Genomic DNA, 19854 nt, shown 5'->3' with positions numbered 1-19854 from the left:
CTTTTTCAGTTTTGTCTGTTTGAATTTCTTACTTATTTACCGGGGTAGTGGATTCAACCACGTTTGTGTAGGGCGGCCAGATCTTGTCGAAGACCCACATGAACCCGAAAGTGTAGATGAGGAAGAAGACCAAGATGCTGGCTTGTAGGAAGAAGGCTTCCAGCAAAGAGACTTTAAGAACCCAGGCAACAACTGGGATGAGAAAGCACGTTAACCCGCCTTCAAAACCAATAGCGTGGACAATGCGGCGCTTGACCGTGCGGGTGTGAGATTCCTGGCGGCGCTCCCACGCTTCAAACATCGACGTCCAGATGAAGTTCCACGTCACTGCCACCGTAGATGAAGCAATGGCAACAGCACCTGATTGCCCACCGCCAAATCCCAGTGCGGATAATCCAAAGGTGACAGCGAGGATTCCCACTAGCTCATAGGCGATGACATAGACGATGCGGCGCGTGGTTGCTGACAAGAATCCTCCAAAAATGATGCAGTTAAAAGTGCGGAAATTGAGCTTAGTCTGTTTAAGCGCGAACGCACATTATCAAGGACTCCCCATGCCTGGCTGGTAGCATCGACGCCCATGAAGTTTCGCAGGTTCGAAGACTACGCACATGAACATGGCATAGACGCCGAGGTGCTCCCCGAAGAGCAAAACAGTGACTATGAATCCGGTGTTGCGACAATTGAAGGCGCGAAATGGCACATTCGTACCGCGCGGAATACCTCGACCAAACCGGGAGCGTTCGTTGCTTTCTGGAGCCGAGATAAAGACGGCACAACGGCACCCTTCAAAGCTGATGGAGTTATCAGCGGTCTGCTTGTATTTGTGGAGCAGAACGGGCAGCGGGGAGTATTCCGATTTACCGCTGAGCATTTGGAAGCGCTTGGTATTACAACAGGGAAGCACTCCGGGAAGCGCGGGTTTCGGGTATATCCAAGCTGGGAAACGAACTTAAATAAGCAGGCCACAGCAACGCAGCGTGCCCAGAGTCCAGCGTTCCAAGAATACTAAGCGTTCAGAGCTCTTCATTAAGCGTTCAGCAATGAACGCTTAATTATGGGCTTCGGCGTAACCGCGGCGCACGTCCAAAGCGTCCATGATCTTATTTTGCGTGCGTTGAACCAAAAAGCCTAAGACGGTAGCGAGAACGACTGACAAGAGCATCGCAAATAGCGGGCTGCCGGAGAAAATGACGCCGCCAAGATAACCAATGGCCAGTGCTTGCGCAGCCCACAGGATTACGCCGAGGGTGTCGAAGATGAAAAACATCGGCCACGGAAAACGCACGGAGCCCAGCAAAATAGTCAGCAGCAGGCGGGCAGACGGGATAAAGCGGGCAATGATAATGGCCGCACCGGCGTTTCTGCGCATATTGCGCTTGACCCATACCAAGGCACCATAGGTCTTGGAACCGCGACGAATACGGTTGAGATAAGGCATCAAACGCGTGCCTAATAGGAAACAGAGGTTGTCACCAACCACGGCGCACATCACCGCGACGATAAACATCAAACCAATATTTGGTTCCCCGCGTGCACCGGACCAAGCACCGACTAGGTTCAGCGGAATTTCTGAAGGCAAAACGGGGATAAAGCTATCGCCGAAGATTAAAGCGCCGATGACGGGATAAACCCAAGCAGTGGACATGAGAGATTCAATCCACATCGTGAGGGTGTCAACCACTGGTGAATGCTCCCTTTCTGACGGGGAATTTCCGTCGGATACTTACGCGCCGTGGAAGTTGCAATGCAGGCAGATAATTGATGGAAAGCCTGTTGCACTATGGGCCTTAAGAAGATTCTAGTGGCAAAAGCGCAAAGTGATAACAAGTAGTAATGCGTTCAACATTTAATCGAAATATTGACGGATCAACAGCGCATATCTGCAGTTAATAACGGTAGCGAAGGACAATAATTTATTTATTGCGTTAGTGAGGCGCAATTTGTTGACTTTTGTATGGTGTGGTGAAGTAGTGGTAGAAACATCTGAGACAGCCCTATTAAATACAGTATCTCTAGTAAAACTTGCCCCACGTGCATGTGGTTGGTGATGTCGCTGTGTACTGTAGGGGCAATTAGACATTAGGTTCGAATCATCGAAGGAGATGAGGTCGACGTGGCAGAGCCATCAGGCAAGACATTAGTCATCGTAGAGTCAGGTACGAAGGCGAAGAAGATTCAGCCATACCTAGGTGACAACTACATCGTTGAGGCCTCAGTGGGCCATATTCGCGACTTGCCTCGTGGTGCTGCTGACGTTCCTGCGAAGTTTAAGAAGGAAGCCTGGGCGCGCTTAGGCGTCAACCCTGAAGACGACTTTACTCCGCTCTATGTCATTAGCCCGGATAAGAAAAAGAAGGTCGCTGACCTTAAAGCCAAGCTCAAAGAGTGCGACCAGCTTTATCTGGCAACAGACCCGGACCGCGAAGGTGAAGCCATCGCATGGCACTTGCTGGAGGTTTTAAAACCTAAGGTTCCGGTACGCCGCATGGTCTTTAATGAGATCACCAAGTCGGCGATTTTGGAAGCTGCGGAAAATACTCGTGAGCTGGATGAGGACTTGATTGATGCGCAGGAAACTCGCCGCATCCTCGACCGTTTGTACGGCTATGAAGTCTCGCCCGTGCTGTGGAAGAAAGTCATGCCACGTCTATCCGCTGGTCGTGTGCAGTCGGTGGCAACCCGTGTCATCGTTGAGCGCGAGCGCGAACGCATGGCTTTTGTGTCCGCAGAATACTGGGATTTGTCTGCGGATTTAGCAGCGAAGAATTCTGATGCATCGAATCCTACGCAGTTTAAGGCACGCCTGAGCAGTGTGGATGGCCAGCGCGTAGCCCAGGGCCGTGATTTTGGTGATGACGGCAAGCTGACCACTAATGAAGTAGTCGTGCTGGATCAAAAGCGCGCACAGGCGCTTGCCGATGGCCTCGATAACGCTGCCATGCACGTTGCTTCTGTCGAGCACAAGCCTTATACCCGTAAGCCTTATGCACCGTTTATGACATCGACTCTGCAGCAGGAAGCCGGGCGGCGTCTGCACTTTACCTCTGAGCGCACCATGCGTATTGCGCAGCGACTGTACGAAAACGGTCACATTACCTATATGCGTACTGACTCGACCTCGCTGTCGCAGCAGGGTCTGACCGCGGCGCGTGATGCAGCGGTGTCGAACTTCGGCAAGGAATACGCAGCATCGAGCGCGCGTCGTTATGACCGCAAGGTGAAAAACTCGCAGGAAGCGCACGAAGCGATTCGTCCAGCGGGTGAAACCTTTGCAACGCCAGGCCAGCTTTCTGGTCAGCTGGATGCTGAGGAATTTAAGCTTTATGAGCTGATTTGGAAGCGCACCGTGGCATCGCAGATGGAAGATGCCAAGGGCCAGTCGATGAAGTTGACCGTTGCAGGTGAAGCATCGACAGGCGAGAGCGTGGAGTTTTCTGCAACTGGTCGAACCATCACCTTCCCAGGTTTTTTGAAGGCCTATGAGGATCAAGCCTCGGCGAAAAACGAAGACGAAAATCGCTTGCCGCAGCTTGAGCAAGGCGATGACCTCGACGTTGCCGAAGTTACTGTTGACGGGCACTCGACCAATCCACCGGCGCGCTATACCGAAGCCAGCTTGGTCAAGAAGATGGAAGACCTAGGCATTGGCCGTCCTTCTACTTATGCTTCGATCATCAAGACCATCCAAGACCGCGGCTATGTGGTCTCGCGTGGCAATGCCCTGGTGCCAAGCTGGGTTGCATTCGCCGTGGTGGGGCTTTTGGAGTCGCACTTTACGGAATTGGTGGACTTTGATTTCACCTCCTCGATGGAAGATGAGCTGGATGCGATTGCCTCCGGTAATGAGGACCGCACTCGCTGGCTCAACGGCTTCTACTTCGGCGACGCTGAGAAGGGCGCCGAAGACGCAGACATCAAGGCAGCGTCAATTGCACGTCACGGTGGGCTGAAATCGCTTGTCGATGTCAACCTGGAAAACATCGATGCCCGCAAGGTCAACTCGATCCGTCTGTACACCGATGCCGAAGGCCGCGATGTATTTGTGCGCGTCGGCCGCTACGGTCCTTATATCGAGCGTCAGGTTGGCGTGAACGCAGAAGGCGAGCCAGAATACCAGCGCGCGAACCTGTCTGAGACCACGACGCCGGATGAGCTTAACGAGCAGCTTGCAGAAAAGCTCTTTGCGACCCCACAAGGTGGCCGTGAGCTGGGCGAAAACCCAGCTAATGGTCGCACCATCGTGGCGAAAGAAGGCCGCTTTGGTCCCTACGTGACCGAAATCGTGCGCGACGATGAGCGCGCGAAGGCTGAAGCTGAAGCTGAGAAGGTCGTTGCCGAAGAACGAGCTGCGGAAGACAAGCAGCGTAAAGAAGACGGCATGCGGGCGAAGAATTGGGAGACCAAGACAGCTGCCAAGCAAAAAGAAAAGCGCATCAACGAATACGTAGATGAAAAGCTCAAGCCTGGTACTGCCTCGTTGTTTAGCTCCATGGAGCCTTCGCAAGTGACCTTAGAAGATGCTTTGCAGCTGTTGTCCTTGCCGCGTGAAGTTGGCGTGGATCCTGCAGATAATGAGGTCATCACGGCACAAAATGGTCGCTATGGCCCGTACCTCAAGAAGGGTACGGACTCGCGTTCATTGGCGAATGAAGAGCAGATCTTCACCATCACCTTGGATGAAGCGCGCCGTATTTATGCTGAGCCGAAGCGTCGCGGACGCCAGGCTGCGCAGCCACCGCTGAAGCAGCTCGGTGACAATGACGTCTCGGGTAAGCCGATGTCGGTCAAAGATGGTCGCTTTGGTCCTTATGTCACCGATGGCACCACCAATGCCTCGCTGCGCAAGGGCGATTCGCCAGAGACTTTGACGGATCAGCGCGCCAATGAGTTGTTGTCTGAACGTCGTGCGAAGCAAGCTGCCGATGGCGGTGGTGCAACTAAGAAGACCACCAAGAAGACGGCCGCGAAAAAGACCACGGCTAAAAAGACGACTGCGAAGAAGACCACAGCTAAGAAGTCCACGGCGAAGAAAACTGCTGCTAAGAAGCCTTCTCCGGGAACGAAGAATGTGGTCAAGGCGGGTTCGCGCCGGAAGTAGTCATCAGCGGTAGGCTGGGCGGGGTTAGCACACGCACGAAAGGACTAACCCATGCCACAGTTGCCGCTGACCGCTTCCTTGGAAGAGGGGCTCGATGAGCTGCTTTCCGATGTCTCCCAGGTAGAAGTCGAAGGCGAGTTCCTTACCCGTTCGCTTGAAGGGGTTCACGCTGTTTTGGCCGCGCTAGCGCCGATGCCGAAAGAACAGGAGCGCTTGGCCGTTGCGCTTTTGAATGATGTGAGCTTCTTCAGCCGTATTTTTCCGCTCGTGCCAAAGGTCCACGTGCTGGCGGAACCTGCGATTTTGCTCCTGCTGGCTGGCAATGCAATTGCGCGCGCCGGTGAAATTACGCCGGGACACTATGTGTCTTTAGAAGATTATGTCCAAACCAAACGTCATACCGGTTCGGTCGATGCGCCAACGGCGACTCCGCAAACTCTCGAATCAGATTCTTTGTGGCAAACTACCGGTGCACTGGTCGCGGGAGCAGTAGCGCGCATCGCCAAGAACTCGGCGGAAAAGGCGCAGGACCTTCGTACGCCATCGCGCTGGGGCGTGAAGGCTGTTGTTTTATCCAACCTGGGATATTCCGCCGCGGCACTGGGTGCGGGCGCGCGGCCCCAGGGCAAGACCATCGGCCTTTATGCCGGGGTATGGGCAGCTGGAGTTGGTGCGGCTGTACTTGCAGCGCGTAACAATAAAGTCTTTCAAGACATGGTGCCCGCGGTTGTCTTAGGGGGTGCAGCATCAGCGACCACGGCTGCTTTTGTATCGGATGAGTCAGTATTTCGTTCAGGCTCCATTGCAGCGCGCGGGGCGAGCCACGGCGCGAACCTACTGTTTGCGGCAGAAGCCATGACCTTTGCCCGCGCCGTAGTGGAGGGAAGCATCGCAGGCAAGGGGAACAAGCGAAACTTCTTCAAGCGCAATCTGAATGCAGTCCTCGGTGCGGTGGAAAGCTCAACCAGCTTCATTGGCCACTTCCTGCTTGCCGATGGCCTCAACCGCCGCTAGGAATATTGCTTGTTGAAATATTCCTAGCGCAAGCAATTACTCTGAGGCTTCCAATTCGCGGCGCTGTTTCGCGCTGTAGAGCTCTGGTTGCATCGTGGGGCCATAAGATAAGCGGCGGTGCACGGCTTCAAATGGCCCGCGTTTGTTGGCCTTTTCCAGTACCCACGCCAGCAACAAGGACACAGCCCAGACGCCAAAGGCCAACGCTGTCTGGGCGGTGACGCTATCCGGTGCATAAGCAAAAGCAAACGGGTAGCAGATGATGATAAAGGCGATGGACTGGAAGACATAACCACTCATGGAACGCTTACCCAGGGCGATAGGGACCTGCAGCCATACCGGTGGGGTGTGACCTTGGTTGACGCGGTCCTGAATGGGTTGAAGGGCTAGCGCAAACATCGCTAGCAGCGCAGGGCCTGTTAGCGTACCCAGCATTGAGTTCGCAATGACGAAGTTCCCGGCGAGTGCTTCGGGCAATACGCCAATGACTGAAAGACCCCATGGTAAACCGATACCGAGGATAATAAGCCCGCCGACAATCGCCCAAGCCCACAGTTCTTTGCGGTGCGTACGGACATCGGCAAGCACTCCGCGCCGCGCCCACGTAAACCCGATGAGCATAATCGGCACATACATAATCACGTAGCCTGGGTAGCTTGCCAGGTTCATCAGGAAGTAAAGCCCGTTAAAGGCCAAGAACTCTCCGATGCTGTGAAGCTCCGTATTACCGACTCCGCCACCGAGCGCGTTGGCCATATCTGGCATGGCGATTAGCGCCCATATCAAATAGCTAAGACCCGCCACCAGCACGATTCCTAAAAGACTATAGGAAATAATCGCGAGAATTTTATCGCGCATGGTCAATAGTGCCGCGATGAGCATGCCGGAGAGCCCGTAGTAAAACATGATGTCGCCGTAAAAGAGCAAAAGCAGGTGAACGGCACCAAATACGGCGAGGAAGAAATAGCGCCGCAGCAATACCGCGCGAGCGCGACTGGCAGGAAAGTGTTTGCGCCACAAACTCATGGCAATCAACCCGACACCAAAGCCCAGCATTGTTGTAAACAGCGGCAAACCGCGGTTGTGGGCGAAAAGGGTAGTCAATACCGCCAAGATTTGGTCCCAGACCGTGTTGACTGAGCCTAAGAACTCCGAATGCGGCGCGCTAGGTGTCAACCATGCCGTAGGAAGATTGGCCACGGCGATGCCCAGCAGCGCTAGGCCACGGGCAACATCGGGCACCACCATGCGGGCGGTGCCTGCGTTAGTTGCTTGCGGTCTTGGGGGTTGGTTGTCATCTTGAGCCATGAGGCCAAGATTAACAGCTATTATTCCGTGCAGATAAGTGAGAGATTATTTCTTGTTGCTGCCTTTCTTATGCAATTCAGGCTGCAGCGTTGAACCGTAGGAAAGACGACGGTGCATCATTTCAAATGGACCTTGCATATTCACAGCTTCCATCAGCCACGCGAGGATTAGCGAAACCATCCACACACCGAAGGCTAATCCAACTTGCGCGCTGACACTTTCTGGCGTGATACCCAAAGCTACGGCGTAGCAAAGAACGAAGAATGCAAGTGATTGGAATAAATAGCCACTCATGGAACGCTTGCCCAAAGCCATTGGGATTTGCAGCCAAACAGATGGCTTTTGACCACGGTCCGCACGCGCCTGGAAAGGCTGCAATACCAACGCGAATATCGCCAGCAAAGCTGGGCCAGCGATCCCGCCTGTAAACAAATTGGTGGTCAAAAATGTCGGGGCAAGTTCACGAGGTAGCACACCAATTTCTGCCAATCCCCAAGGAAGTCCAATACCTAGGATATATACGACGCCAATGACTGCCCAGAACGATAGTTCTTTGCGGTGTGCGGGGACATCCGCAAGCACCCCGCGGCGTGCCCAAGTAAAACCAATGAGCATGATAGGGGCATATCCAAGGATGTACACAGGATAACTGAGAAAATTCAGCACAAAGGTCACTGCATTGAATCCCAGGAGACCGAGATAAGAACTGGTGTCAAAGTCCTCAATCCTTCCGCCCTCGGTCACCGCACTCATGTCAGTCCCCGACAACAGGCCCCACACCAGGAGTAAAAGACCTCCGGTAGTGATTATTCCCAACACCACATAGGAAGTAACAGCAAGGACTTTGTCACGCACTGTCAGCAACAACCCGATGATGATTCCGGTTAGCCCGTAGTAAAACATGATGTCGCCGTAAAAGATGAAAATGAGGTGGACAGCACCAAATATAGCTAGGAAAAAATAGCGGCGGATGATGATTTGACGAGCGCGTTTGGCTGGAAATTGCTTACGCCACAGGCTCATCGCGATAAGCCCGACCCCAAAGCCGAGCATTGTAGAAAACAGTGGCAGCCCGCGATTATGCGCGAACATTGCAGATGCAACGACCAAAATCTGGTCAAAGACATTGTTAATCGAACCAAAGAAAGCGGCCTCAGGCGCGCCTGGAGTTAGCCACGCAGTGGGCAAGTTCGCGATAGCGATTCCAAGTAGTGCCAGACCGCGTGCGACATCTGGCACAACCATTCGTGTTTTGTAGGTGCGCCGGTTAGAGGTTGTTGAGATGGACTGGTGTCATCTTCCGCCATGCGGCTAAGACTAACAGCTATAATTCTGCGCGGTCGGCCAAAGTTGCGCGGATTGGGCGCGCGAGTTGCGTCATGCGGCGGCGTCCGCGCAGCTCAATAGACTTCATGAACGTCCAGCGGGCCTGTTCAGTCTCATTCGCATTTTTTAACGTGGAAGCATTAGTCAGCACGCGTCCAGGTGTATCTTTTGCGAGCTCGGTCAGACGTGCGGCTTCGTTGACGGCGTCGCCGATGACGGTGTACTCAAAGCGATCTAGCCCGCCGATGTGGCCGGCAACGACGTGCCCTGCTGCCACGCCGATACCGGCTTGGAGTTCCATATCGCGCAATTCGTGGCGCAGTTCGCGCGCAGCTTGCAAAGCTAGCGACGTGGAATCGTAGACATTCAAAGGAGCACCAAAAATGGCCAGCGCAGCATCGCCCTGGAATTTATTGATGATGCCCTTGTTGCGGTGAACTACTTCTACAACGTGCTCAAAGAAGTTATTGAGCTCTTCGACAACGCGTTCTGGGGTGTTGTTGACCGCAAACGTGGTGGAGCCAATGACGTCAATAAAAAGCACGGCTACCTTGCGGTCTTCGCCGCCGAGCTCGGGGCGCTCATCCATTGCGCGCTGCGCAACTTCATCACCGACGTAGCGGCCAAAAAGATCCCGTAGGCGCTGGCGCTCATGCAAACCGCGCATCATTTCATTGAAGCCGGCCTGCAATACACCCAGCTCGGAGCCGTCGTAGATATCAACTTCTACGTGGCGTTCACCGCGACGCACACGGTTGATGGCATCTTGGAGCTCATAAATCGGATCCACCACGCTCATGGTGGAATAGGCCGTGGCCATAGCGCCGGTGCCAAGTGCAGTGAGCGTCAACGCGACGACCGCCGGCAAGATGGCATTGGCGTCGTCGGTAAAGATGCCGCCAACTTGCGCCAAAAATACTAAGACGATGCCCAGCAGCGGCACACCGGTGGACATAATCCACGAAAGATACAGACGCTGCTTAATCGGTGGTTCTAGGGTGGAGTCCTCAAAGCGGCGAGCCAAAGCAGTGGCGGCAACAGGGCGAACCATGCGCTCTGCCTGCAAATAGGTGATGAGGACGACGACCATTCCAGCCAGGATCGAGGCAACAGCTACTACTAATCCAAGTGTGGCATCGGAAGCAGAAGTAATCGCTACGGTGATACCGATTCCAATGAGCCACACCAGTGCGGCAACTGCTGATTGGTAGATAGGAATGCGCATCACCAGGTTGCGCACCATATTCGGGTCATGGTTATCCGGATTGCGCTGCCAATCCCACACCGGGCGGAAGAGCAATATGGTGGCTGCCATGCCGACGATGACCGCGAAGATAACGAAGGCAAAACCTAGCCCCAAGAGATTGTCGAAGTTCGTGGTGAATTCACGAATTTCAGGCATGGGTAGGAAATAAACCACAAAGGTCATAATTGCAACGGCGCCAACAATATTGGTGCCCAACACGATCGCGGCATAGATGGGCCACGAAGTGCTCATCAACCAAAAAAGACCGCGCATGACTCTGCTCATAGCTTCCCACTCTATCGTTAGTGACTAGGGCTTCGCCTAAAAAAGTCTAAGCTCACCAAAAATCACACTTGTGCAGGGGGTCAAGGCGCATGGACATAAGAAAGTAATATGGGTGAGGTGACTGAGATTTCTTTAACACGCGGTTCTGTTGCGCAGCGTTTAGCAGATCGCCCGGCAGTGCAAGAGGCCATTTTGCAGGCCGCGCGCGCTGCCCGAGGGATGCCGGGTGCAGATCCGCGCGCAATGAGCCACTCCTGGCTGTTTACCGGCCCACCGGGCTCAGGGCGTTCCAATGCGGCGCTGGCTTTTGCCGCAGCATTAATGTGCACCAATGTGGACACCAACGGTCCCGAGGCGGAGCTAGGGTGCGGGCAATGTGATGGGTGCCGCTCAGTTTTAGAGACTCAATCTCATCCGGATCTGAAATTTTGGACCCCGCAGGGGCTGACCATCAAGGTTGAAGAAGTCCGTGGGGTTATCAAAGACGCGATTGCGCTGCCTACCCACGCGAAGTTTCGCGTGATTATCTTCGATAACGCGGATCGCTTAACCGCTGGTGCATCGAATGCTTTGCTAAAGACAGTGGAGGAGCCTTCGGCGCAGACCGTCATCATTATGTGTGCACCGTCGGCAGATCCGCAGGATTTCTCCCAAACCCTGCGCTCACGCTGCCGGCATTTATACATTCCTTCGCCGTCGGTCGAATACATCGTGGAGCAATTAGTGTCGGAGGGGGCATCGCCTAACGATGCCCACCTCGCCGCGCTTACCTCTCTTCGCCACGTGGGACGCGCACGCCGATTAGTGACCAACCCAGATGCGCAAAAACGCCGCGCGATGGCGATTAATCTAGCCGAGGATGTCTTTCACGGCTCCCAAGCTTTCCAATCTGCTCAGGCGCTCATCAAGCTGGTTAATGACGAAGCTAAGTCAGATGGTGCTGAGCGAGAAGAAAAGGAAGTTTCCAACTTAGAAGTCGCCTATGGTGCCGGCGGAAAGGGCAAAGGCACCGGGCGTGAAAACCGCGACCTAAAATCTGCGGTTAAACGATTGCAAGACCAACACAAACTGCAGCAAACCCGCCGCCAGCGTGACTATCTGGACTTAGTGCTTATTGACCTTGCTGGCATTTACCGCGACGCCCTCATGCGCAAAGTCGGAGCCGACGTGGAGCTCACGCACCCAGATTTCGAGGGTCTAGCTGATGAGCTTGCCGCCCGCGTGAGCGAAGAAGGACTGTTAGCTTGCCAGAACGCGATTTCGAAGTGTCGCGAGCAAATGAGCCACAACGTCACCCAGCAAATCGCCTTCGATGGACTCATCGGAAGACTGCGTCTAGCTTGTAAAACGCGCTGATAGCCCGGCTGATTTCACGCCTGCAATGTAGCTAAGCTATTCTTTATAGGCGCCGATTTCTGCAATTGGCGCAGGCCGCTTTAGCTCAGTCGGTAGAGCGTCTCACTCGTAATGAGAAGGTCAGGAGTTCGATTCTCCTAAGCGGCTCCACCTAAACCCCAGTTCAGAACAAAACGTTTCTGGACTGGGGTTCTCTTTTAGTTTTACCAGTCGGAAAAGTTGGGGCAGAGAAGTCCCAGGTTGACCAGGGCGGATATACATGCAGGACGAAGAGGCTTCATGAAATTGCTACTTTTCCAGTCGGCTCAAGCCCAATAACATATCAGCCAGCGACACCAACCCTAGAAAGATTAAGCTGGGTTCCAGATTGGGAGTAAGGCTACAGGCCGAGAATTCCTTTGCTCCGGGGTTGGTGTCCATTCGCCGTTACTTCGGGTGTCTTTTAGCGCGAGGTCGTCTACGCCAATTGGTGATTGCTTGACGATGCAAGAAGGGACAACTCCTAGGAGTTGTCCCTTCTTAAGCTGCCGTCGTTAGGGATTCGCGAACGCGGGGTTAGAGCATGCGCGGTACGACTTTGCCGGTGGGGTTGCGTGGAAGTTCATCGCGGAAGTGCACATCGCGGGGAACCGAGTGATCGGCAAGGTTGTCACGGACGAAATCGCGAATGGATTCATCGGTAAGCGACTGGCCAGTTTCATCCTCGTTGCGTACTACCCATACGGCAACGCGGGCAAAGGTATCTTCATCTTCCACACCCTGGGCGTGAACATCTTTGATGCCCGGCATTTCTTCTAAGACTTCAATGACCGACTGTGGGTGAACATTTTCGCCACCCACGATGATCATGTCATCGGCGCGGCCCACCACGTGCAGGTGGTTATCTTCATCGATGAATCCCAAGTCACCGATGGATACCAATCCCTCGTTTTTCTTTACCTGCTTATTCGGGTTGGTGTACCCAATCAAAGCGGTTTCATTAAAGAGGAAAATCTCACCGATTTCACCGCGTGGCTTTTCCTTGCCGTCTTTGCCTAAGATGCGCAGCTTGGTACCGGAGGCAATCTTGCCGGCGGTAGTGGGATCTTGGGCGACCTGCTCAGCGGTCGCAGCAGATGCCAATGCAAGTTCGGTAGAACCATAGGCATTGCACAGGATCGGGCCGAAGCGCTCGTGCACATCCTTGACCAGCTGCGGGGACACGGCGTTGCCGGCAGAAGCGATGAAGCCCAAAGTAGAAGTGTCGTACTTCTTCTCCGGATCTGCTTGGATCATCTCCTTGTAGAACACAGGAGAGGAAACCATGCCTTCGAGTTCGTAACGCTCAATATCATCGAGCACGGTTACTGGGTTAAACAGGCGATGGGTGACAATAGTATTACGCGCACCGAGACCAAGGTTTACAGCGGCCCAACCCCAAGTGTGGAACATCGAGGCGGTGATTTGAACCTTTTGGTCTGCGCGCCACGGGATGGTGCCCATAAGGGTTGCCACCACGACGGGGAAGACTGGCTCATTGCGCATGATGCCCTTAGGAATTCCAGTGGTGCCCGAGGACATCAACACGATCATTCCGTGACGTGGGAAAAGCGGTAGCTTAATATCGCGAAGTAGTTCAGGGTGCGCCACGATATCCTTCATCAAAGGATAGTTGTGCTCAATAACCTCGTAAGGCTCATTCCCGGTGCCTTGGGTAGCGGTATCGAAACCAATGATGACGGGAATGTCATCCAAAATCTCGGTCGGCATGCGTCCAGCAAACTCATCATCGATGACAAGAACGTTGATGCCGCATTCCTTAATAGATCCAGCGAGCTGTTCCTTCGAGGAGCTGACATTAAGTAGATAAATAGAGGCACCGGCGTAGCCTTTAGCCGCCATTGGGGTGACAATTCCGCGGCCGTTACGCGCCATGACGCCCATGCGAATCTCATCAAGACCCAGCGTTAGAAGGTATTTAGCTAAAGTTTGGGAATCATTGCGAAGCTGACGGTATGAAATAGCCCCGGTGTCATCGATAAGAGCAATGCGTTCGGGGCAAGTAGCGTAGCCCTGTTCGAGCTCACGTGCGGTGGTCAGGCGGTAGCGCGCCAGGTTTGCGGGCAGCACGGCCGTTGCTTTAAGGCCGTGCGCACCAATGATGCCGGAATTCACCAATGCTGGGACGAGCTCAGCAACCCCTTTGGCCTGGAACATTAACTCCTGGATTCCCTTAGGGGTAAATAGTGCTGAAACGTTTAGTGCCATAGCTACGATGAAGTCCTTGTAATAGAAAATAAAAAAGAAAGAGTTTAATCCCTCGAGGGGTTAATCGCTCGGGGCTTCCCGGACGTTTCTTTTGTTGCTAGTGTGACAAATGTTTAAGATGTTACGACGGTTGCGAAACCTACGCTAGCGAATATAGTGTACTTTTGTCAGGGAATACAAACATATCTGAGGAATCGAAGGCCAAAGAATTGAAGAAACTTCGTACATTACTCGTCGCGGCGCTCATGGCGCTGACTGTTGTAGCAGCCCCGACCGCCTCGGCTGCTGAAAGAAATTTAGTAGCCTTCGGTGACTCGCTGCTGGCGGATCCCAGCGCCGACATTTATCTGTCTACGCGCGTAACTTCCTCGACAGCAAATGGTGCGAACTGCCCGTCAGGCAATAACTACGCCAAGCGTACAGGCGCCAAGCTGGGCCTTCGTGTGCGGGATCATTCCTGCTCTGGTGCCGTATCTATGTCGCCAGGACCGCAGATTTCCACCCAGGTTTCCAACGCAATTCGTACTGGCTCATTGAACCCATCGACGCAGCGCGTTATTTTTACCTCAGGTTTCAATGACACCTATAACAACCGCAATCTTTCACGTCAGCAGCTGCGGGATCGTTTTGTGCGCACCACCGCGCCGCAGATCGAGCGCATCAAGCGCGCAGCTCCTAATGCCCGGATTCAAATCGTTGGCTACCCAACCATTGGCTCTGGAAATTACTACTGCTTAGTTCATGTTTCCTCGCGTCCATCGGATACGACCTTGTTGCCAGAGGTTCGCAGCTGGGAAGATTCTGCGCAGTGGATGCAGGTTGACCTTGCGCGCGCGACCGGCACTGAATTTGTAGACCTTAAGGGCGCTACCCGTAATAACGGCATGTGCGCCAATGCTAGCCAGCGCTACTTTGCCGGATTGATTGACTTCACGGCCGGCAACGGTAACCTGCCTATTCACGTCAACGCCCGCGGACATGAGGCGCTTGCGCGTATCTTGGCGCGTACCTAAATAACTCCAATGCGTAGTCGTTCCCACCCGTCGGTTTTCCCAACGGGTGGGAACGATTTTTATTTTTCCGCCAGAAGCTAAATTTTTAGATAGTCTGGCCACATGAGCGAAAACGTAACCGGAGTAATTGCCCGCGAAAAGGGCGCAGAAGTAGAAACTGTCACCATTGTTATCCCTGAACCAGGCCCTAATGACGTCATCGTCAAAATCCAGGCCTGCGGCGTGTGCCATACCGACTTGGCATACCGTGACGGCGATATCCAAGATGCATTCCCTTTCCTGCTCGGCCATGAAGCCGCAGGCATTGTAGAAACTGTCGGTGAAGACGTCACACACGTACAAGAGGGCGACTTTGTCATCATGAACTGGCGCGCGGTGTGCGGCGAATGCCGCGCATGTAAGAAGGGCGATCCAAAGTACTGCTTTAACACCCACAATGCTTCCAAGAAGATGACCTTGGAAGACGGCACGGAACTGACCCCAGCGCTCGGCATCGGTGCATTCGCAGAAAAGACCCTGGTCCATGAGGGCCAGTGCACCAAGGTCAATCCAGAAGAAGACCCAGCAGCAGCAGGATTGCTCGGCTGCGGCATCATGGCAGGCCTGGGTGCTGCAGTTAATACCGCTGATATCCAGCGCGGTGAATCCGTTGCAGTATTCGGCCTCGGCGGCGTAGGCATGGCGGCTATCGCAGGTGCCAAGCTCGCTGGCGCTTCGAAGATTATTGCAGTGGATATCGATGAAAAGAAGCTGGAGTGGGCGAAGGAATTCGGCGCTACCGACGTTATTGATTCCTCGAAGCTTTCCGGCCAGGGTGAAGACTCTGAGGTAGTAGCCAAGATTCGTGAGCTCACCGGCGGCTTCGGCACCGACGTCTCCATTGACGCCGTGGGCATCATGCCGACCTGGGAGCAGGCGTTTTACTCCCGCGACCACGCTGGCCGCATGGTGATGGTGGGCGTGCCAAACCTCACCTCCCGCATTGATATCCCAGCTATTGATTTCTATGGCCGCGGCGGCTCCTTGCGCCCAGCATGGTACGGCGACTGCCTGCCAGAGCGCGACTTCCCAACTTATGTGGATCTGCACCTGCAGGGCCGCTTCCCACTGGGCAAGTTCGTTTCGGAGCGTATCGGCATCAACGATGTTGAAGAAGCCTTTGGCACGATGAAGGCTGGCGACGTCCTGCGCAGCGTCGTGGAGATTTAAAAGTATGGATTTACAGCTACAAGATCAAGTAATCCTCGTCCTCGGCGGCAATGGCACTATCGGTGCAGATGTGGTGAACGTGCTGAAATCCGAAGGAGCCATTCCGCTGGTGGCTTCGCGCAGTAGCGAGCTATCCATCGATGCCTCCGATGAGGCTTCAGTGCGGGCAGGCATTGAGAAAGTCGTCACTGAATACGGGCGTTTGGATGGGTTGGTGGTTTCCTCCGCACCAGCGGCGCAAACCCTTGATCCAGCCAAGGCGGATGATCCAGAACAGGTTCTTACCGCTATCGATGGCAAAGCGATGACCTTCCTGCGTACAGCAAATGTTGCGCTGGAAGTGATGAAGAAACAAGGCTATGGGCGCATCATTGCGCTATCCGGCAAGAATTCTTATGTCACCGACAGCACCACGGCCTCGGCGCGCAATGCGACCCTTAATGTCATCGTCAAGAACTTGGCGGATCAAAATGCCGGCAGTGGCATTACGGTCAACGCTATTAGCCCGGGCTTTGTCATCGAAGATCCCAATGCTGGAATCGACCGTGCGGATGGTCAGACTTCGCTGCGGGAAGTCGCAGACACCATCGTGTTTTTACTGTCTCCAAAGATGGCGTCAATCTCCGGAGAAATTATCTCCGTGGGCCATAAAGCGAAGGGAGTAATTCTTCCGTAGATAGTAGATAACTGTTGAGAAATTTTCGTTCCTAGGCATTGAGAATCCTCTTCAACCTCCAGCGAAAGGCAGATTCATGAAGATTGAAAAGTTTGTTACCTCCGGAAAATTCCGTCTCGACGGCGGCGAATGGGATGTGGACAATAATGTCTACATTCTTGGTGGCAAGGGTGGTGTTTACATCATTGACCCATCTCATAATGCTGAGCAAGTCATTGATGAGGTAGGAGACCGCCCAGTGCGTGGCATTATTTTGACCCACGCGCACAATGACCACTGTGAGCTCGCACCTGAGTTGGGCGAGCACTACGGCGTTGAGGTGCACCTGCACCCAGACGATGATCAGCTGTGGAAGGAAAGCAATGGGGATGCACCTTATGTCCCATTGACTGATAACCAGCAGTTTGAACTTGACGGTGAGAAGATTACGGTCTTCCACACCCCAGGGCATTCACCAGGTTGCGTGGTACTCCACCTGCCGCAGGATAATGTGCTGCTATCAGGAGATACCTTGTTCAACGGTGGCCCAGGTGCCACTGGCCGTAAGTACTCCGACTTCGATGTCATCATCGAGTCATTGCGCAATGTAGTCTTCAACCTGCCGGGCAATACTAAGGTCTACCCAGGCCACGGCGATGAGACGACAGTTGGTGCGGAAGCAGCGCGTATCGATGAATACGTAGCGCGCGGCTACTAGTTTCTTGACTGGTTAACCGGAACGAAGCGTAACCCTAACCGGGTTACCAACATTTAGGGTTTAACCCTCTCGGGCTGCGGTGCGTAAATATGCGCCGTAGCCCGATTTTTCTAATGGTTCAGCTAGCTTTTCTAGTGCTGCGGCGTCGATGAATCCTTCGCGGTAGGCAGCTACTTCGGGGGAGCCAATGACAGCGCCGGTGCGCTTTTGGAGCACTTCTACATAAGAAGATGCCTCAGACATGGAATCCACGGTGCCGGTATCGAGCCACACATCGCCGCGCAGCAGCTTTTTCACGTGCAGCTGTCCTTGCTGCAAGTAAGCGTCATTGATAGCGGTGATTTCTAATTCCCCGCGGGCAGAGGGCTTGATCGTCTTGGCGATATCGACGACGGAATTATCGTAGAAATATAAGCCCACGACAGCATGGTTGGACTTAGGTTGAGTGGGTTTTTCTTCAATCGATAATGCGTGCCCGGCGTCGTCAAACTCCACAACGCCGTAGCGCTGGGGATCAGAGACCTCGAATGCAAAGATGATGCCGCCTTCAGGATTGCGGCACTGGGAGAGCGCAGTGGAAAAGCCATGGCCGTCAAAGATATTGTCACCTAAGACTAAGGCGACGTCGTCCTCGCCGATGAAATCCTCTGCGATGATAAAGGCCTGCGCTAAGCCCTCAGGGCGCGGCTGGACCGCGTAGCTGAGCATGAGGCCGAGCTGGGAGCCATCGCCAAGCAAGCGCTCAAACGCCGCTGAATCCTCCGGCGTGGTGATGATGAGGATTTCCCGAATCCCCGCCTGAATCAGCGTGGAAAGCGGGTAGTACACCATCGGCTTGTCATAGATGGGCATTAATTGCTTCGAGATGCCCTTGGTAATGGGGTACAAGCGCGTACCGGAGCCGCCAGCGAGGATGATACCTTTCATAGCTATAAACCCTAGCGCCTAGCTTTCCAAAAGCGCGAGGTACAAGGCCAAAGAAGCCCGCCAATTGGACGGCTTAAAGCCAGTGGCTTCAATCTTTGATAAATCAAAGGTGGATTCTGCCGGGCGAAGTGCTTCCGCTTCGGGCGCAGGCTGACCCTTTTTTGCAGCTTGCTGGGCACGGTGCGTGTTGTATTGCGCAGTCGTTGCGGAGTGTACTTCAGCGGGGTCGTGGCCAACACCAATGAACACAGCCATGGCGATTTCATCGCGTCCCACGGCATCACCTGCAGAGGAGAGGTTATAAACGCCGTATTCAGCTTGGGTTTCCAGCAGGTGTTTAATGCCTTTGGCCAGATCTTCAGCGTAGGTTGGCCTGCCCTTTTGGTCGTTGATGACTACCGGTTCAATATTGCGCTTAGCTAACGATGCCATCGTGGACATGAAATTATTGCCATCGCCAAAGACCCACGAGGTGCGGATGACATAATGCCGGGGCGCCGTTTGTGCAGCAGTATCGCCAGCAGCTTTCGATGCCCCATAGGCTGATAGGGGCGAAGGAGTTTCCTCTTCCTCGTGGACTTTCTGGGTGCCATCGAAGATGTAGTCCGAAGAGACATGCACGAGGGTGAGATTATTCTCCGCAGCGATTTTTGCGAGCCGTGCTGGGGCAGTGGCATTGGCTTCCCAGGCGCTTTGGCGATCTGTTTCGGCGCCATTGACATCGTTATAGGCCGCGCAATTGATAATCGCGTCGTACTGGCGCCACGGACGCGCGGTGGCGATATGGGGGGCTGTGATATCGAATTCTTGCCGGGTAGCAAATTCCACGTGCGCAGCATTCTTATAAACTTCGCGCAGAGCACGGCCAAGCTGGCCATTCGCACCGGTGACGAGGATCTTTCGCGGTGGCATCGGGGTGACATCGACAAGCTGCGGGTGGTTGCGGTCCTTGTCAGAAATCTCCGTTGGGGTCAGCGGCCAAGAAATCATGTCGAGGTTTACTGCCGTGTAGTCAGCGTCAGGGGACCAGTGATCGGAGACTAGGTAAGAATAAGCCGTGTTGTCTTCTAAGGCCTGGAAACCATTAGCCACCCCGCGGGGGACAAAGACTGCCTTGTCAGGGCCAATTTCTTGCTCCACCACCGTGCCATAAGTATCTGATCCTTCGCGCAAATCGCACCACGCGCCAAAGACCTTGCCGTGTGCAACGGAAACCAACTTATCCCACGGCTCAGCGTGCAGACCGCGGGTAACGCCTGCCTCGGCGTTGAAAGAAAGGTTGTGCTGCACAGGGGAAAAATCCGGCAAACCAGCCTCGCCCATGGTCAACCGCTGCCAATTTTCTTTGAACCAGCCTCGATTATCCCCATGGACATCGAGGTGGATGATCTTCAAACCAGCAATCGCAGTGGATTCAATGTGCACGAAAAATAGCCTTTCTTTCTCTCT

The 19854-nt window shown here is 54.0% G+C and carries 16 protein-coding genes and 1 tRNA gene; 9 read left to right on the top strand and 8 right to left on the bottom strand.

Translation table 11 applies throughout. The features are described from left to right. Positions 1-28: 28 nt before the first annotated feature. Complete coding sequence (locus C5Y44_RS02795; RefSeq protein WP_105323543.1) at positions 29-469, bottom strand: PACE efflux transporter; 441 nt, start codon at positions 467-469, stop codon at positions 29-31. A 111-nt stretch (positions 470-580) separates the two neighbouring features. Between C5Y44_RS02795 and C5Y44_RS02790 the strand changes: the two genes are divergently transcribed. Then, positions 581-1012: a MepB family protein gene (locus tag C5Y44_RS02790; RefSeq protein ID WP_105323542.1), complete on the top strand. Its 432-nt coding sequence runs from the start codon at positions 581-583 to the stop codon at positions 1010-1012. Between the two features lie 39 nt (positions 1013-1051). On the opposite strand, the gene C5Y44_RS02785 is transcribed toward C5Y44_RS02790, so the two are convergent. Beyond that, positions 1052-1684, bottom strand: coding sequence for a DedA family protein (locus C5Y44_RS02785; RefSeq protein WP_105323541.1), 633 nt, complete (start codon positions 1682-1684; stop codon positions 1052-1054). Between the two features lie 432 nt (positions 1685-2116). Between C5Y44_RS02785 and topA the strand changes: the two genes are divergently transcribed. Together topA and C5Y44_RS02775 are read left to right on the top strand one after the other, a co-directional pair. Next, complete coding sequence (topA, locus tag C5Y44_RS02780) at positions 2117-5101, top strand: type I DNA topoisomerase (RefSeq protein ID WP_105323540.1); 2985 nt, start codon at positions 2117-2119, stop codon at positions 5099-5101. A 51-nt stretch (positions 5102-5152) separates the two neighbouring features. Further along, on the top strand, positions 5153-6115 hold the full coding sequence (locus C5Y44_RS02775) for a hypothetical protein (RefSeq protein ID WP_105323539.1): 963 nt from the start codon (positions 5153-5155) through the stop codon (positions 6113-6115). 36 nt (positions 6116-6151) lie between these two features. Here C5Y44_RS02775 and C5Y44_RS02770 read toward each other — a convergent pair whose 3' ends face one another. The 3 genes from C5Y44_RS02770 to C5Y44_RS02760 all read right to left on the bottom strand — a co-directional run bounded on the left by C5Y44_RS02770 (position 6152) and on the right by C5Y44_RS02760 (position 10280). Beyond that, positions 6152-7423, bottom strand: coding sequence for a DUF418 domain-containing protein (locus tag C5Y44_RS02770; RefSeq protein WP_233189792.1), 1272 nt, complete (start codon positions 7421-7423; stop codon positions 6152-6154). A 45-nt stretch (positions 7424-7468) separates the two neighbouring features. After that, complete coding sequence (locus tag C5Y44_RS02765; RefSeq protein ID WP_105323538.1) at positions 7469-8668, bottom strand: DUF418 domain-containing protein; 1200 nt, start codon at positions 8666-8668, stop codon at positions 7469-7471. Between the two features lie 79 nt (positions 8669-8747). Continuing rightward, complete coding sequence (locus tag C5Y44_RS02760; protein ID WP_105323537.1) at positions 8748-10280, bottom strand: adenylate/guanylate cyclase domain-containing protein; 1533 nt, start codon at positions 10278-10280, stop codon at positions 8748-8750. 108 nt (positions 10281-10388) lie between these two features. Here C5Y44_RS02760 and C5Y44_RS02755 point away from each other — a divergent pair, with 108 nt between their 5' ends. Then, entirely contained in the window at positions 10389-11636 is a 1248-nt protein-coding gene (locus C5Y44_RS02755; protein ID WP_105323536.1) for a DNA polymerase III subunit delta', read from the top strand. A 74-nt stretch (positions 11637-11710) separates the two neighbouring features. Next, positions 11711-11786, top strand: a tRNA-Thr gene (locus tag C5Y44_RS02750). Between the two features lie 405 nt (positions 11787-12191). On the opposite strand, the gene C5Y44_RS02745 is transcribed toward C5Y44_RS02750, so the two are convergent. After that, positions 12192-13883, bottom strand: coding sequence for an AMP-binding protein (locus C5Y44_RS02745; RefSeq protein ID WP_199185962.1), 1692 nt, complete (start codon positions 13881-13883; stop codon positions 12192-12194). Between the two features lie 245 nt (positions 13884-14128). Between C5Y44_RS02745 and C5Y44_RS02740 the strand changes: the two genes are divergently transcribed. The 4 genes from C5Y44_RS02740 to C5Y44_RS02725 all read left to right on the top strand — a co-directional run bounded on the left by C5Y44_RS02740 (position 14129) and on the right by C5Y44_RS02725 (position 17478). Continuing rightward, the gene (locus C5Y44_RS02740) at positions 14129-14896 is read left to right on the top strand and encodes a GDSL-type esterase/lipase family protein (RefSeq protein ID WP_105323534.1); all 768 of its coding nucleotides are present in this window, start codon (positions 14129-14131) and stop codon (positions 14894-14896) included. A gap of 102 nt (positions 14897-14998) precedes the next feature. Beyond that, positions 14999-16105 carry an S-(hydroxymethyl)mycothiol dehydrogenase gene (locus C5Y44_RS02735; RefSeq protein WP_105323533.1) on the top strand — a complete coding sequence of 369 codons (1107 nt, stop codon included), beginning with the start codon at positions 14999-15001 and terminating at the stop codon, positions 16103-16105. 4 nt (positions 16106-16109) lie between these two features. Further along, positions 16110-16781: an SDR family NAD(P)-dependent oxidoreductase gene (locus tag C5Y44_RS02730; protein WP_105323532.1), complete on the top strand. Its 672-nt coding sequence runs from the start codon at positions 16110-16112 to the stop codon at positions 16779-16781. A 76-nt stretch (positions 16782-16857) separates the two neighbouring features. Continuing rightward, positions 16858-17478, top strand: a complete 621-nt coding sequence (locus C5Y44_RS02725) for an MBL fold metallo-hydrolase (RefSeq protein WP_105323531.1) — start codon at positions 16858-16860, stop codon at positions 17476-17478. Positions 17479-17538: 60 nt separating this feature from the next. On the opposite strand, the gene rfbA is transcribed toward C5Y44_RS02725, so the two are convergent. Both rfbA and C5Y44_RS02715 read right to left on the bottom strand, forming a co-directional pair. After that, positions 17539-18405 (bottom strand): glucose-1-phosphate thymidylyltransferase RfbA, encoded by an 867-nt coding sequence (gene rfbA / locus C5Y44_RS02720; protein WP_105323530.1) that lies wholly within the window; start codon positions 18403-18405, stop codon positions 17539-17541. Positions 18406-18423: 18 nt separating this feature from the next. Next, positions 18424-19830: a bifunctional dTDP-4-dehydrorhamnose 3,5-epimerase family protein/NAD(P)-dependent oxidoreductase gene (locus C5Y44_RS02715; protein ID WP_105323529.1), complete on the bottom strand. Its 1407-nt coding sequence runs from the start codon at positions 19828-19830 to the stop codon at positions 18424-18426. Positions 19831-19854 lie beyond the last annotated feature (24 nt).

The organism is Corynebacterium sp. J010B-136 (genome assembly GCF_002967075.1).
Classification (GTDB): Bacteria; Actinomycetota; Actinomycetes; order Mycobacteriales; family Mycobacteriaceae; genus Corynebacterium.
This window is presented reverse-complemented; position numbering and strand designations above follow the sequence as displayed.